At 63.9% G+C, this 15,136-nt stretch carries 11 protein-coding genes; 2 read left to right on the forward strand and 9 right to left on the reverse strand.

What is annotated here, in order from left to right; translation table 11 throughout:
- Positions 1 to 137: 137 nt before the first annotated feature.
- Positions 138 to 410 carry a hypothetical protein gene (locus tag Q0G75_RS04905; protein ID WP_294415080.1) on the reverse strand — a complete coding sequence of 91 codons (273 nt, stop codon included), beginning with the start codon at positions 408 to 410 and terminating at the stop codon, positions 138 to 140.
- A 524-nt stretch (positions 411 to 934) separates the two neighbouring features.
- Between Q0G75_RS04905 and Q0G75_RS04910 the strand changes: the two genes are divergently transcribed.
- On the forward strand, positions 935 to 1,330 hold the full coding sequence (locus Q0G75_RS04910) for a molybdenum cofactor biosynthesis protein MoaE (protein WP_294415083.1): 396 nt from the start codon (positions 935 to 937) through the stop codon (positions 1,328 to 1,330).
- A gap of 246 nt (positions 1,331 to 1,576) precedes the next feature.
- On the opposite strand, the gene Q0G75_RS04915 is transcribed toward Q0G75_RS04910, so the two are convergent.
- The 8 genes from Q0G75_RS04915 to Q0G75_RS04950 all read right to left on the reverse strand — a co-directional run bounded on the left by Q0G75_RS04915 (position 1,577) and on the right by Q0G75_RS04950 (position 12,930).
- On the reverse strand, positions 1,577 to 2,812 hold the full coding sequence (locus Q0G75_RS04915; RefSeq protein WP_294415085.1) for an MBG domain-containing protein: 1,236 nt from the start codon (positions 2,810 to 2,812) through the stop codon (positions 1,577 to 1,579).
- 312 nt (positions 2,813 to 3,124) lie between these two features.
- The gene (locus Q0G75_RS04920; RefSeq protein WP_294417752.1) at positions 3,125 to 3,382 is read right to left on the reverse strand and encodes a hypothetical protein; all 258 of its coding nucleotides are present in this window, start codon (positions 3,380 to 3,382) and stop codon (positions 3,125 to 3,127) included.
- Positions 3,383 to 3,618: 236 nt separating this feature from the next.
- On the reverse strand, positions 3,619 to 4,239 hold the full coding sequence (locus Q0G75_RS04925; RefSeq protein WP_294417755.1) for a recombinase family protein: 621 nt from the start codon (positions 4,237 to 4,239) through the stop codon (positions 3,619 to 3,621).
- Positions 4,240 to 4,776: 537 nt separating this feature from the next.
- Entirely contained in the window at positions 4,777 to 8,496 is a 3,720-nt protein-coding gene (locus Q0G75_RS04930; RefSeq protein ID WP_294417757.1) for a phosphoribosylformylglycinamidine synthase, read from the reverse strand.
- Between the two features lie 171 nt (positions 8,497 to 8,667).
- Positions 8,668 to 9,246, reverse strand: a complete 579-nt coding sequence (locus Q0G75_RS04935) for a hypothetical protein (RefSeq protein ID WP_294417759.1) — start codon at positions 9,244 to 9,246, stop codon at positions 8,668 to 8,670.
- A 184-nt stretch (positions 9,247 to 9,430) separates the two neighbouring features.
- Entirely contained in the window at positions 9,431 to 10,303 is an 873-nt protein-coding gene (locus Q0G75_RS04940; RefSeq protein ID WP_042432519.1) for a phosphoribosylaminoimidazolesuccinocarboxamide synthase, read from the reverse strand.
- A 102-nt stretch (positions 10,304 to 10,405) separates the two neighbouring features.
- Positions 10,406 to 12,151, reverse strand: a complete 1,746-nt coding sequence (locus tag Q0G75_RS04945; protein WP_294417763.1) for a HAMP domain-containing sensor histidine kinase — start codon at positions 12,149 to 12,151, stop codon at positions 10,406 to 10,408.
- Positions 12,152 to 12,219: 68 nt separating this feature from the next.
- Positions 12,220 to 12,930, reverse strand: coding sequence for a response regulator transcription factor (locus tag Q0G75_RS04950; RefSeq protein WP_042432516.1), 711 nt, complete (start codon positions 12,928 to 12,930; stop codon positions 12,220 to 12,222).
- A gap of 246 nt (positions 12,931 to 13,176) precedes the next feature.
- Between Q0G75_RS04950 and Q0G75_RS04955 the strand changes: the two genes are divergently transcribed.
- Positions 13,177 to 14,748 (forward strand): hypothetical protein, encoded by a 1,572-nt coding sequence (locus Q0G75_RS04955; protein ID WP_294417765.1) that lies wholly within the window; start codon positions 13,177 to 13,179, stop codon positions 14,746 to 14,748.
- The last annotated feature ends 388 nt before the right edge of the window (positions 14,749 to 15,136 follow it).

Consider the following 15,136-nt stretch of genomic DNA (forward strand, 5'->3'; position numbering starts at 1 on the left):
CGAGCTGGGGCGAACAGCGTTCCTTTGAGAACGCGGGAGCTGCCTTCGGGCGTCCGCCTACGGATGCAAGACACGAAAAAGCCCCCGCGTTCCGCGAGGGCTTTGCATATGAGATTGTGTTTGCCGCGCAGGTGCGTTTACTTGCGGGAAGCCGTGTAGGCCAGGCCGACGGCGATGGCGAACAACACCACGAATTCGCCTAGGAGCGGCGCCACGGTGCTGCCGAACCATGCGAGGCTGATGGCCGGGGTCTGAGCCGCCACCAGGGAGAAGCCCGTCAGCGATGCCACGGCCGAGGAAGCGATGGCGCATACCGCGATCGCGATCGCCAGCAGGGCGACGAACCCGACGAGCATGGTAATCGGGGTATGGTTTCCTTGGATCTGCTTTACGTTCGTTGCTGCGTTCATTTTAACCCGTCATCCTTTCTCGCTCGCCTGAATCCGTTTCAGGCTTCGGTCTACTTCACCGTTTGGCAACGTTGGAAATCTGTTCCTTGACAACTTCGTTGCGTTCGGTGTGATTGCCAATCTATCAGGGCTGCAGCAGAAGTGAAGATGTCTTTCGTTTTCTTCACGATTCGGACACTTTTCCCATGTTTTTGTGCGCTTGCACAAAAGTTGAGTCAATGGAAATCCTCTTAACCGATAGGCTATGTGAATATATGTTTCACCAGGTTATCAGTAGAAAATCGATTGTTGCCCTGGCGAATCGGCCACTAAAAAACTGGCCGATTAATCTACGCCTCATAAGAAAATTGTTCAAGACTATCTTTTTACTTTTACGTTTTAAAGAGCTTTTTGCAGCGTTCACAGAAGCCCCACCAGGCCTTTACGCGTGCGGTACAATTTGAGCCGCGAAAACATGCCGCTGCGGCGATTCCCCGCCCAGTCGGCACTGCAATAACCGTCAACATCACGCAAGGAGGCCGAAAATGGCGAAACCCGAACCGTCCATGGATGAATGGCTTAAGGAAGCGAAGCAGGACCCGAAGGCCGCGCAATGCGGCATGTTCCTCACGCACAACGGCGTGGTGCGTATCACGCCCAAGGCGCAGGTGCGCGAGGGCGTCGAGGGCCTCGGCGACGTCGCCCAGGTCGACTTCAGCTACGACGCCGAAGGTCTTGAGCGGGCCGTCAAGGAAGCGCTCACGTGGCCGGGCGTCTATTATGTGCGCGTATGGCTCAACGAGGGCGTGCTGAACGTGGGCGATTCGCTCATGTACGTGCTCATCGGCGCCGACATCCGCCCGCGCTGCATCGACGCGCTGCAGAAGCTGGTCGGCAAGATCAAAAACGAGCTGGTGGTGGAGAAGGAGATCTACGCGTAGGCGGGAGCATCCAAGCATAAACGAGAATAGGGCGGCGGGTTCGAACGAACCCGCCGCCCTATTCATTGATGAGCAAAACCGTTGATTGATACCGCACTACTCACCAGAGCACCTACGATAGGCGATCACCGCAGCAGCGACCGCTGCCAGGGCAACCAGCCCGATAAGCACCGACGCCAAAAAGAAGCCCATCGGCGCGAGCCGATGGGCTTCTCTCGTTATTATGAAGTTGAAGAAACGCCGCGCTTAGCGCTTGCTGCGCCTCTTTGCAACGACGGCGACGCCCAGTGCGGAAGCGCCCAGCGCGAGGGCCACGATGGCGCCCAGGCTCTGGTCGCCGGTCTCAGGCATCTCGACATTGGAAGCTACTTGCTGCTCCTCTCCGGGCTGAGGCTGAGGTTCGGGCTGCGGCTCAGGCTGAGGAGCAGCCACCTCATGCGTATTCGTGATAACGCCCTCGTTACCGACGGTAGCGTTGTCGGTGGTGTAGCCGTCGACGTCTGCCTGGGTAATCTTGTAGTCGATGTCATGACGCTCGTCGTTGTCGTCATAGGCGTACTGGCGGACACCGGCGTACGTGACGGTATACGTGTCGTCGCCATTGTCCACAACAGCGGGCAGGATATCGGAGGCGACGCCATCGGCGGTCAGCGAGAGAAGCTTGGCGTAATCCTCGGCGCTCGGGCGCAGGCCTTCCTTGTCAGAGGAATCCCTCCAAGCGATCGTAGCGCTGATGTCGGTATAGGCGGGGACGATGGTGAGCGTGCCGGGGACGATACGGATGTAGTTATAGCCGCAGATGTCGTCGCCGACTACCATCTTGTAGATATAGCCATCGCCCAAATCGACGTCGCCAAGGCCCGTACGGGTTTTCGCGCTGTTGCTCGTGTAAGCTTCCGGAAGCTGCTCCGGATCGGTCGTATAGGTGATCGCATACTCGCCAGGCTGCTCGCCCGCCTCACGGCTGAGGCTAAAAGCCGAAAGGTCAAGCAGGGTCGTGGGATCGCCGACGAACAGGCTCAAAGTGGCTCCCAAGGTCGGGTCGGCTTCGCCCTCGACCTTCGTGGCATTCAGCTCCTTGAATTCATACAGCGTCATGATATTGTGACGTACAAAGTAGGAGCCGTTTCCCGCGTAATTGCCTTTGAAGTCAATTCTCTCATATACGAAACCCGAGCTTACCATGCTGTCATCGGTCGCAAGCCAGGTATCGATGCCGTCCGCGTTACCACGGTCGCTGATAAAGCCGAAGGATCGAGTGTAATCCTCTCCTTCCACAAGGTCTTTACCGCTTACGGAGTCCTTGACCGTAGACCTGAAGTGATGGGACTGGCCGTTGTACCATGCGCTCTGAGGACCGGAAACGTTGGGTTTCCCATAGCTCTCCGCCTCGTCTGCCCAAGCGCTGACCGGCATCGCAAGGGTAAGCGAGGTTATCAGCGCCAACGCTACGATGCCCAGTGTTTTTCTGAATCCTTTCATTGATTAACCTCCTTGACAGATTCAGCTATCCGGATTGCTTTTTTCGCAATCCCCCAACCTATGCTTTGCATCGGCATCGATGCGTACCGATGCAAATCGCCTGCTCCAAAAGCCACCGTTATCGGTTCGTCTACCGCGTTATCAGTGGCTGTAACAGTGGGTTGACCTGGTCCGTTGTCGGTTCGGCGGATTCAGTCTCCTCATCTAGGGACCGCAGTCCGGGCTTCTTTCTCCCTTTTCCGTTATCGCCTTGCGTTGCTTGTTTCTCGTCTGGTTCGCAATCACGAAAGGACCGGGTCGTAAGAGCCCCGATCAGCTATTTACAACGCTGTATGCATTCGAAAGCTGCCCTCCGTTTTCGGAATGGCATGGCTCGACTTTGATAAGCCCTTCTCGGCTCATACGCGTGATGGCGCGATCGATTGTCTTGACGCTGCAGCCCATCAGCTGCGACAACTCCTTTTTCGTTGCCTGCGCCGCACCCGATATGGTTGTTTGCGCGGCGATATAGCCGAGCAGACGCTCCTGCGTGGGAGTTAGCGAAATATCACCCTCATGTAACTTGCGCATATCTGCCTTTCCGCGCATTCGTTGTATATGGGCGGAAGCAAATGCAGACATTACTTGAGTGGTCGGCTATATTGATTTCATTGATTGACTGAAAAGAAACGGCCTGATAAAGCGTTTTGCACTCTGAAACGAGTCGCGCTTTACCAGGCCGAGGGGGCTGTAAGCAAACGTCTAGATTATTTGCCACCGTCCGAAATCGGTATTGGCAAACGATGCGATTCTTGCTATGAACGCATCTATTTGTATGGGATTGTGACGTCCGCGGGCCGTTGCTTCGCCCACTTCAAGAACGTCGTATGCGAAACTCCCAGCGATTCCGCCGCCTGCCGGCTGTTCAAACAGCCATCTTCCCACTTGCGGTGTACCGCATCGAACTCATCTGGCACGGCCAGCGCCGGCCGTCCCAGCTTCACGCCGCGCGCACGCGCCGCCGCAATCCCCTCCGCCTGGCGCTGGCGGATGTTGTCGCGCTCCACGTGCGCCACATAGCTGAGCAGTTCCAGCACGATATCGGCGATCAGCTTGCCCGTCACCCCGTGGCCGGAGGTCGAGCGCGTGTCGAGCAACGGCATGTCCAGCACCACGATGTCGATGCCTCTCTGCTTGGTGAGCAGCCGCCACTGGCCGAGTATCTCGTCGTAGTTACGGCCAAGGCGGTCGATGCTCTTCACCACGAGCACGTCGCCAGGTTTCAGGCGTTCGAGCAGCGATTGATACCCGGGACGATCGAAGTTACGTCCGCTCAGGTAATCGACGAACACGGATTCCTCTGAAACGCCAATGGCGGACAGGGCATCGAGCTGCCTGTTCAGGTTTTGATCCTTGCTTGACACCCTTGCGTATCCATACATGGTCATGACTCGCTCCTTTCTGCGCTCGAAAGCGCACCAAGAACGGTCGGCATCGGCCAGTCTACCCATATAGCGTTCGGACACAAGCGAATCTCGCGTGCGTTTCGGAACGGTTTACGATTCGAACCCCAATCGTGACGCCAGGACCAACCTAGCCACCGCAGCTGCATATATCGTTTCGAGTGTACCGGGTCCCTAGCTTTATGAAGAAACGTCCCGCCTCCGCCTACACCGTCTACGCACCTACGCGACGGCAAAAGGAGCCGAGCATCACGAAATCCATGAGACGAAGTATTCGAGGAATGCCTGGCCAATCAGAGGCTTACCTGCTATCGGCCCATTCTGAATACGCCGGGTAAAACGAAGCCTCCCACCCCTAAGCTTCGTTTGAAGCTAGGGATGGGAGGCTTTTCGCTGATCGTGGCACTTACAACTAACCAGCATGTTGATCCCGCGATTCGCAAAGCGCCCTGCCGGCGAAAGCCGACAGGGCGCTTCGATCTTCCAACGCTGCTCCGGCCGAGCGGCCGGCGCATTCGCATTCTAGTCCGTGAAGTACTTCACGCCGCTTTCGAACAGGGGCATGAACTTGTTGCCGGGGACGTTCTTGTACAGACCGTCGCCGCGACGCTCCACGTGGCCCATCTTGCCGAGCACGCGGCCGTCGGGGCTGGTGATGCCCTCGATGGCCATGACCGAGCCGTTGGGGTTCACGTCCCAATCCATGCTGGGCTGGCCCGCCTCGTCAACGTACTGCGTGGCGATGCGGCCCGTGACCTCGAGCTGGTGCTGCAGCTCGGGGCTGCACACGAAGCGGCCCTCGCCATGGCTGATGGCCACGGTGTGGATGTCGCCGGGCTCGCACTGGGACAACCAGGGGCTCAGGTTGCTGGCAACGCGCGTGCGCACCAAGCGGCTCTGATGGCGGCCGATGGTGTTGAACGTGAGCGTGGGGCACTCGTCGTCCATGGGGCGGATGTCGCCGTACGGCACCAGGCCCAGCTTCACGAGCGCCTGGAAGCCGTTGCAGATGCCCAGCATCAGGCCGTCGCGGTTGAACAGCAGGTCGCGCACGGCCTCGGTGACCTCGGGGGCGCGGAAGAAGGCCGTGATGAACTTCGCCGAACCGTCGGGCTCGTCGCCGCCGGAGAAGCCGCCGGGCAGCATGATGATCTGGCTGTTCTTGATTGCCTCCACCAGCGCCTTCGTGCTCTCGGCAACTGCCGAGGGCGTGAGGTTGTTGATGACCAGCGTGTCGGCCACGGCGCCCGCCTGCTCGAAGGCGCGAGCGGAATCGTACTCGCAGTTCGTGCCCGGGAACACGGGGATGATCACGCGCGGGCGCGCGATGGTGCCGTTGTAGGTGAGCGGCAGGCGGTTATCCACCGTCACCTGCTTCACGGCCTCGCCCTCCTGGCGGTACGGGTACACGCTCTCGATGGCGCCCTCCCATGCCTCCTGCAGCGCAGCCATGTCAAGCTCCTCGCCCGCGGCGACGAAGCGGTAGTCCTCGGTGGTGGCGCCCAGCACGACCACGTCCAGGTTGTCGGTTGCGGCAGGCAGCTGCGCGTCGTCGGCCAGCTCCACCAGGAAGCTGCCGTACGCAGGCGCGAACAGCGCATCGGCGTCGACGTCGTCGAGCTTCACGCCCAGGCCGTTGCCCACGCACATCTTGAACAGCGACTCGGCCATGCAGCCGTAGCCCGGCGTGCAGACCGCCAGCGCGGCGCCGTTGCCGATGAGTTCCTGCACGGCATCCATAGCCGCCAGCGCATCCTCGGACGCGGGCGCGATGCCCTCGGCGTCGTAGCAGCGCGGGGCCACCAACGCCACGCGATGGCCAGCGCCCTTGAACTCAGGAGACGTCACGCGACCGACCTTGCCCACCGCCGTGGCGAAGGACACGAGCGTGGGCGGCACGTCGAGCTGCTCGAAGCTGCCGGACATGGAGTCCTTGCCGCCGATGGAGCCGATGCCCAGGTCGACCTGCGCCATGAGCGCGCCCAGGACGGCAGCCGTGGGCTTGCCCCAGCGATTCGCGTCGCCACGCAGGCTTTCGAAGTACTCCTGGAACGTCAGGTACATATCCTGGCGCTTGAAGCCGGCCGCCACCAGGCGCGCGACCGATTCCACGACGGCCACGTACGAGCCGGTGAACTGGTCGGCCTCGGTGAGGTAGGGGTTGAAACCCCACGCCATGCCGCTGCACGTGGTGGTCTCGCCGCCCACGGGCAGCTTGGCGACCATGGCCTGCGCCGGCGTCAGCTGGTTCTTGCCGCCGAAGGGCATGAGCACCGTGGCCGCGCCGATGGTGGAGTCGAAGCGCTCGGACAGGCCCTTGTTCGAACACACGTTCAGGTCGGTGACCAGGGCGTTCATGCGCTGTGCAAGGGTATCGCCTTCCCACGTGCGCTCGTAGGCGCCCGCCTGGCCCACATGCACGGCCTGCTGCTTCGGCGCGCCGTTGCTTGCCAGGAACTCGCGGCTGAGGTCGATGATGGCGCTGTCGTTCCACATGACGCGCACGCGCGCATCGTCGGTGACCTCGGCGACCACGGTGGCCTCGAGGTTCTCCTCGCGCGCATAGCGCAGGAACTCGTCCACGTCGGAGGCGGCGATGGCGCAGGCCATGCGCTCCTGCGACTCGGAGATGGCCAGCTCGGTACCGTCGAGGCCCTCGTACTTCTTCGGCACCTTGTTCAGGTTGATGCGCAGGCCGTCGGCCAGCTCGCCGATGGCGACGGACACGCCGCCCGCGCCGAAGTCGTTGCAGCGCTTGATGAGACGCGTGGCCTCGCCGCGGCGAAACAGGCGCTGAATCTTGCGCTCCTCGGGCGGGTTGCCCTTCTGCACCTCGGCGCCGCAATGCTCCAGCGACTCCAGGTTGTGCTCCTTGGAGCTGCCCGTTGCGCCGCCGATGCCGTCACGGCCGGTGCGGCCGCCCAGCAGCACCACCACGTCGCCCGCCTCGGGCGTCTCGCGACGCACGTGGTCGGCCGGTGTTGCGGCGACAACGGCGCCGATCTCCATGCGCTTGGCCACGTAGCCGGGGTGGTATAGCTCGTTGACCTGGCCGGTTGCCAGACCGATCTGGTTGCCGTAGCTGGAATAGCCGGCAGCGGCCGTGGTGACCAGCTTGCGCTGCGGCAGCTTGCCGGGCAGCGTCTCGGACACGGGCGCCAGCGGGTTGGCGGCGCCGGTGACGCGCATGGCCTGGTACACGTAGCTGCGGCCCGACAAGGGGTCGCGGATGGCGCCGCCCAGGCACGTTGCCGCGCCGCCGAACGGCTCGATCTCGGTGGGGTGGTTGTGCGTCTCGTTCTTGAACAGGTACAGCCAGTCCTGCTCCTCGCCATCGACGTCGACCTTGCACTTCACCGTGCAGGCGTTGATCTCCTCGGACTCGTCCAGGCCCATGAGCACGCCCTTGGACTTGAGCCACTTCGCGCCGATGGTGCCCATGTCCATAAGGCAGACGGGCTTGGCCTGGCGACCCAGCTCGTTGCGCATGTCCATATACTGGTCGAAGGCGGCCTGCACGCGCGGGTCGTCGATGGCAACGTCGGTCATCTCGGTGCCGAACGTGGTGTGACGGCAGTGGTCGGACCAGTAGGTGTCGATCATCTTGATCTCGGTGATGGTGGGGCAGCGGCCTTCGCTTTGGAAGTACTGCTGGCAAAACGCCAGGTCAGCCTCGTCCATAGCCAGCTCACGGTCGGCGATGAACTGCGCCAGGCCCGCAGCGTCAAGGTCGAGGAAGCCCTCGAGCACCTCGACCGGCTCGGGCTGGGGCTGCGCCATGGCCAGCGTGTCGCGCTGCTCAAGCGTTGCCTCGCGCGCCTCGATGGGGTTGATGACGTAATGTTTGATGGCCTGGACGTCCTGATCGGACAGCGGGCCGGACAGCAGGTACACCTTCGCGCTGCGAACCTCGGGGCGCTCGCCCTGGCTGATCAGCTGGATGCACTCGCTTGCCGAAGCCGCACGCTGGTCGAACTGGCCGGGCAGGAACTCCACGGCGAACACCTGCGCGCCGTCGGCCTGGGGCAGCTCGGCCGAGGCGACATCGACCTGGGGCTCGCTGAACACGGTGGGAACGCACTGATCGAACAGCTCCTGCGAGATGCCCTCCACGTCGTAGCGGTTCACCAGGCGCAAACCCTCGAGCGAGGTGATGCCCAGGATGCTGCGCAGCTCGTGCGCCAGCTGCTGGGCCTCAACGTCGAAGCCGGGCTTCTTCTCCACATAGATGCGGGAAACCATGGACGTCCTTCCTAGTCGTATGCGCGGATGGCGAGCCACCCGCAATCGTGCGGGACAAGGGCGACGGCCCTGCCCCGCTTCCTTCCTAAAATGCAAGCGGGCACCGCGCGGGCACCCGTTTGTTTTCCGTCTTGCTGGGCCGAGACGGGCTGGCGGCCTGCTTGGCCGCGCCTACTCGTCCTTCTTCTTTTTGCCGAAGCCGAACAGACCCTTCTTCTGGGGCTCGGGCTCGGCGGGCTGCTCGGCCGCCTGCTTCTCGGCGGCGCGCTGCTGCGCCTTGGCCTTCTTCTCGGCGGCGCGCATCTCCTTGGTGGGGTGGTTGAGCACCTCATCGGCGTACTTCTGGCGCGCCTTGCGGCACTTGCCCATGTCGATGTAGAGGGCGGCGATGATGAACACGTAGGCCAGCGCCAAGGTGACGTACATGATGGGCGCGGGCATACCGAGGTTGTTGCCGGCGAAGCTGACCACGGTCAGGATGATGGCCAGGATCAGGCACACCCACCAGATCTTGCGCAGGCGCTTGTATTCCGCGGTGGGCGGGTTGTAGAACTGGCGATCGCGCTCGGCGTCCTTGGCGCGCTGCTGCTTGCGCTCGGCCTTCTTCTGCTGAGGCGTCTTCTTGGTGGACTCGATGCGCACCGAGGATGCGGCCTTCGAGACCGGCTTCGCGGAAGCGGCCGATTTACGCGTGGCGCCCTTGCGGTCCTCGGATTGGTAGCGCTCGTTCATGGGGTTGCGTTGTGTCATTCTCACTCCTTCGCCCGCCTGCCGGCAGGCGAACCTTCTTCTGCTGCGGTCGCGTGCGGCGCCCCGCATCTCCTTCGGCGCGCGAGCCGGCTTGACGCCGGCGTCGCTTGCCTGGGGCCGATCCGAGACGCCGCATGCGTCCTTGCGAACCTGTACTGCTTATGCGGCCCTGCCGGGCCTGGGGCTAGAACTCAAACTTCTTGCCGGAGATCTTCTCGTACGCCGCGATGTACTTCTGGCTGGTGCGCTCGATGACCTCCTGAGGCAGATGCGGCGGGTTGCCCTGACGGTCCCAGTTGGCGTTGAGCCAGTCGCGCACGTACTGCTTGTCGAAGCTGGCCTGGTCGCGGCCCGGCTCGTAGGCGTCGCCCGGCCAGAAGCGGCTGGAGTCGGGCGTGAGCACCTCGTCGGCCAGGATGATCTGGCCGTCGATGACGCCGAACTCGAACTTCGTGTCGGCGATGATGATGCCGTTCTCGGCAGCGTGGTCGCGGGCGACGGAGTACACCTTGATGGCCAGGTCGCGCAGCTGCGTGGCGGCATCCTCGCCGAGGATCTCCGCGCAGCGCTCGAAGCTGATGTTCTCATCGTGGTCGCCGATCTCGGCCTTCGTGGATGGCGTGAAGATGGGCTCGGGGAGCTTGGAGGAGTTCACCAGGCCCTCGGGCAGCTGGATGCCGCACACGGTGCCCTGCTTCTGGTACTCCTTCAGGCCGCTGCCGGCAAGGTAGCCGCGCACGATGCACTCGACGGGGAACATCTCGGCCTTCTTCACCAGCATGAAGCGGCCGCGCAGGTAGTCGGCGTAGGGCTTGAACTGCTCGGGCAGGTCGGCCACGTCGGCGCTGATCAGATGGTTGCCGATGACGTCCTTGAGCTGCTCAAGCCAGAACAGCGAGATCTGCGTGAGCACCGCGCCCTTATGCGGGATCTCGTCCTCCAGGATGTAATCGAATGCCGAGATGCGGTCGGTGGCCACCATCAGCAGCTTGTCGCCCAGGTCGTAGATGTCGCGCACCTTGCCCTGTGCGTCCGGCTTGATATCGATTCCGCTCATGCCTGCTTATCCTTTCCCCATGAGAGTTGCGCCGGGCGCGGGCGGCGCCCAGCCGGCATTTGCGCGCCGTTTGCGGCGTGACTGTAACGTTGCCATTATCGTCTATTTTCCGTCGTCGTGCGACCGTCCGAACGGTATCCCCGTTTTCTGCGCATGTTGCTGCGCGCGTTGCTGCTCCTTCTGCTGTCGCTGCGCCTCGCGCTGCTGCTGGCGCTGTTGCAGCTGCTGCTCGCGCTGCTGCTGTTGCTGCTGGCGCTGCTGTTGACGCTGCTCGCGCTGCTCGTCGCCCTCGTAGTACAACGGCAGGTTGATGGTGAAGCAGGCGCCCACGCCCTTCTCGCCCTCGACGTCCACGTAGCCGTTGTGGCGGTCGACGATCTCCTTCACCACGGAAAGGCCGATGCCCAGGCCGCCGCTTTCGCGCGTACGGCCGGCGTCCGCACGCCAGAAGCGGGAGAACACCATCTTCGCCTCGTCGGGCGAAAGGCCGATGCCCGTGTCGCGCACGGCGATGGCGCACATGCCCTCGTGGCTGGACACGCTGACGGTGATGGTGCCGCCCTCGGGCGTGTAGCGCACCGCGTTGGAGATGAGGTTGGCAGTGGCCTGGCGGATCATATCCGCGTCGCCGCGCACGCGCACGCCGCGCTCCACCTCGTAGATGAGCTTAAGGCCCGAGTCGGACACGTAGGCCTCGTGCGTGGAGATGATGCTGCTGATGAGGTCGCCCACCTCGAGCACTTCCTTCTTCATGGGCGTGCTGCGGTTCTCAAGGCGCGAGAGCTTCAGGATGGCGTCGACCAGGCGGCTTAGGCGCTTGACCTCGCCGTTCACCGTTTCAAGACGCTCCTCGTCGGCATCGAACACGCCGTCGACCATGGCCTCGACCGTTGCCTGGATAGCCATGAGCGGCGTGCGCAGCTCGTGCGCGACGTCGGTGGTGAGGCGGCGTTCGAGCTTGCGGTCGCGCTCGATGGAGTCGGCCATCTCGTCGAAGGTCATGCCCAGGCGCGCGATCTCATCCTCGCCGCGGATGCCCGTGCGCGCCGACAGGTCGCCTTCCTTGATGGCGCGGGCGGTCTGCGCCATGGTGTTGACGGGGCGCACCAGGGTGCGCGCGAACAGGAAGCCGATGCACGACGCCAGCACGATGGCCAGCACCGTTGCGAACACCATTGCCTGGTAGGAGTTGTTGGAGAACTGCTCGTCGGCCTGCGTGAGCAGGGTTTCGCTTCCGTACACCCAGATGCGCACGGACCCCACGGCCGCGCCGCCGTACTCGATGGGCGCGCTGGCGAACTGCTGGCTGGCGCTTGCCGGCGGCGCCAGGGTGCGCCCGCTGTCCGAGCTCGGCGACATGCCCGCGCCCGATTCGCTTCGGGACGACCCCGTGCCGTCGTCGATGGCGACGGCCGAGGAATCGTACACGGCCTTGCCCGTGGTGTTGTCGATAACGGCCACGCCCACGCCGCTGTTCAGACTTTCGGCATACTTCGCCACGGCCTCGACCTGTGGGTCGTGCAGGGTATGGGAGGTGTTGTACACCTCCTCGATGCGCGTCGCCGTGCTTTCGGCGAGCGACTCCATGTTCTCCTGCGTGTAGGTATGGAAGTGCTGCTGCCACACAAACGACAGCACGCCGATGGCCACCATGGCGGTCATGGCGGCGATCAGGGCGAATGCCATGGTCATACGCGTGGTGTACGTCAGGCTGTTCCACCAGTTCACCACGCCCTGGTACGGCTTGCGCCTTTTCTTTTCCTCGGAGGGACGCTCAACCACGACCGGCCCCGTGGTGGCGGAGCCGGTCGAAGGAGCGTCTTGCGTTGTGTTGGTATCGGTATCCACGTGGGCTCGCGGCCTTTCTTCTGGGAAGGGAGGCGCGGCCGAGCGCTGGCGGCCGCGCGGCGGCTAGCTTACTGACCCTGCTTGGTGGGGTCTTCGAAGCGGTAGCCCACGCCGTGCACAGTGTGCAGCCACTTAGGGTTGCGCGGGTTGTCGCCGATCTTGGCGCGCAGGTTCTTCACGTGGGAGTCGATGGTGCGCTCGTAGCCCTCGAAGTCGTAGCCGAGCACCTTCTCGACCAGCTCCATACGGGAGTACACGCGGCCCGGATAGCGGGACAGCGTGGTGAGCAGCTTGAACTCGCTGGCCGTGAGGTCGATCTCCTTGCCGGAGACCATGACCTTGTGGCCGGACACGTCGATGGTGAGCTCGCCGAACTCGAGCACCTCGCGCTGAGGCTCGGAATCGGCGTGCACGCGGCGCAGCAGCGCGCGGGCGCGGGCGACCAGCTCGCGCGGGCTGAACGGCTTGACCAGGTAGTCGTCGGCGCCCAGCTCCAGGCCGATGATGCGGTCCTCGACCTCGCCCTTGGCGGTGAGCATGATGATGGGCACGTCGGAGTTGTCGCGGATGGCGCGGCAGACGCGCTCGCCGGGAACGCGCGGGAGCATGAGGTCGAGGATGACCAGGTCGAAGTGGTGCTTGGAGAATTCCTCCAGCGCCTCCTGGCCGTCGCCGACGGCGGTTACCCAATAGTTCTCGCGCTCAAGATATGCGGTTACGGCATCGCGGATGGCCTTCTCGTCCTCCACCAGCAGGATGCGCCTGGTTTCATTGCTCATGGTTCACTCCTTAGGAAGCTGCTTTCCATGCTTTCGTCACCTCGCACGCACGTCCCCTTTGCGCGGCCGTGCGGGTGAAGGGTGTTTGGGTTTATTGTAACAAGTCAAGTCAAACCCCCTCGCGCCTGTAGGCGAAATGACATAATTACCGCCATGGCAACCCAAAGGACACCACAGGGCGGCGCAGGCCGCCAACCCTCCCGAGCAACCCGCACAGGCAGACGAGCCGCGCAGCCGGCCCGCCCCTTGCGCGGCGCCTCCGCACGCCCGCGTACCGCCGGTCGCGGCGTTTCCGCACATGGGAAGGCGAAAAGCACGGCCCCGCGCACCGCTTCCGCACCCCGGGCCGCCGGCAAGGCGGACAAGGCGGGCGCCCCCGCGGCACGCACCGCGCAGCGCACGCAGGTGCGCGCCCAGCGCGCCGCGGCCGGTCGCGCGCGCCGCGATACCGGCACCTACGTAGGCGCCGCCACGCCCACCCCGCTCTCCGGCACGCCGGGCCTGGGCGGCATCGGGATCTCCGGCGGCTCCCCCACCGGCCGCGGCACCCCGCGGCCCGCCGTCGGCGACGGCGGCCAGACGCTCATCACGCGCCGCGGCCTTTTGCTGGGCGCGCTCGGCGTAGGCGTACTGGCCGCCGCAGGCGCCGGCGTCGCCGCGGTCGCGGGCGGCAAGGATTCCTCCACACCCGACATCCAGACGCTGAAGGTGCCCACCGACGCCGTCTTCTCCATCTCCGACCTGTCGCAGGTGGAGAACGCCGACGACTGCGCGGAGCAAGTCGGTTCTTACGACCTGCCTTACGGCTCCCTGGTTTGGTGCAACGACTCGAAGCTCGCCTGCTGCCTGATCCCCACGGAAAAGGCCAAGCCGCTGGCACAGGTGGCCACGCTGGCCCTGTCGTCGGGCACGTCGGCCGTGGTGCTGGACAAGGCGCGCGGTCAGGACGAGGGCTTCGAGATCTACGACGCGCGCTGCACCTCGCAGGGCGTGGTGTGGACCGAGGCGAACATCATGGACGGCACCTGGCGGATCTTCGCCGGGAAGCTGAACTCCAACGGCGACGCGCTCTCCAACATCCAGCAGCTCGACGAGGGGTCCACCGATCGGTTCGAGACCCCCACCATCGCCGCCGTGGGCGGGCATGCGTTCTGGCAGGTCATGCCGCAGGCCGACAGCACCGTCACCGCGGCGTCGCTGATCGCGCAGCTCAAGAGCGCCTCCATGGGCAGCTCGGACGCCAGCGTGGTGTACGAGTCGGCCGGCCGCATGGCAACGGCGCCGTACGCGGCGGGCGACGGCGTGGTCATCACGCCCCGCGTCACCGGCGCATCGTCGTATTACCAGCTCACGCGCGTAAGCGAGAACGGCGACGTCACCGACACGCTGACGCTTCCCGCGTCCATGAAGCCGCTCGAGGCGGGCTACGGCAAGACCGGCTTCACGTTCGCGTTCGACGCCACGTACAGCTACGGCGACGGCATCGCCAGCCTGGGCACGTACGCCCCCGCCGAGTCGCCGGGCAGCGGCGGCTACAGCGCGCAGAAGTGGCTGCGCTTCGACCGCACGCCCACCACCGCGCCGGCATGGTGCGGCAACTGGCTGATGGTGAAGTCCACGAGCGCCGTATGCGGCGTCGACCTGCAGGGCAAGCGCTACTTCGCGCTGTCCGCGGAAAACGGCGCCGACGACTACGGCGAGTGGCTGGCCTCCAGCGGCCAGAACGACACGGTGGTCACGTACTCCAACATCGACTACACGCCCATCGGCGGCGAAGCCGTGAACTGCTGCCGCGTGAAAGTATGGAAAACGAAATAACCGCAGGTCGAAGGCCCCGCGAACGCGGGGCCTTTTGCGTGGGCGGGACTGTGCGCGAGCCGCGGGCTGACGGGGTTCGCGCGGGCGGGGGTTGCGAGCCAGCCGAACGCGAGCGGAAGCCGAGAAGGCGGAGGCTTCCGCGAGGGCTTGCCGGCTGCAGGGGAGCAGGCACGCCGCCTCGGCGAACGGAAGGCCCGACCGAAAGCCAAGCTCGAGCAGCTTTCCCGAGAGCGAAGCTGAAAGCTATGTAGGGGAACTATGTTTTATTTGGCAAACATAGTTAACCATAGGTTATCCTTCTGCTTTAGTTAGCCCGCGCATACATCATCGCCGGTCATCGCAGCTAGAACGGAGGCCCGATCCGCAGCTTCGCTCCAGCGAACCCCAA

Source organism: uncultured Senegalimassilia sp., assembly GCF_934636665.1.
In the GTDB taxonomy this organism is placed as follows: Bacteria; Actinomycetota; Coriobacteriia; order Coriobacteriales; family Eggerthellaceae; genus Senegalimassilia.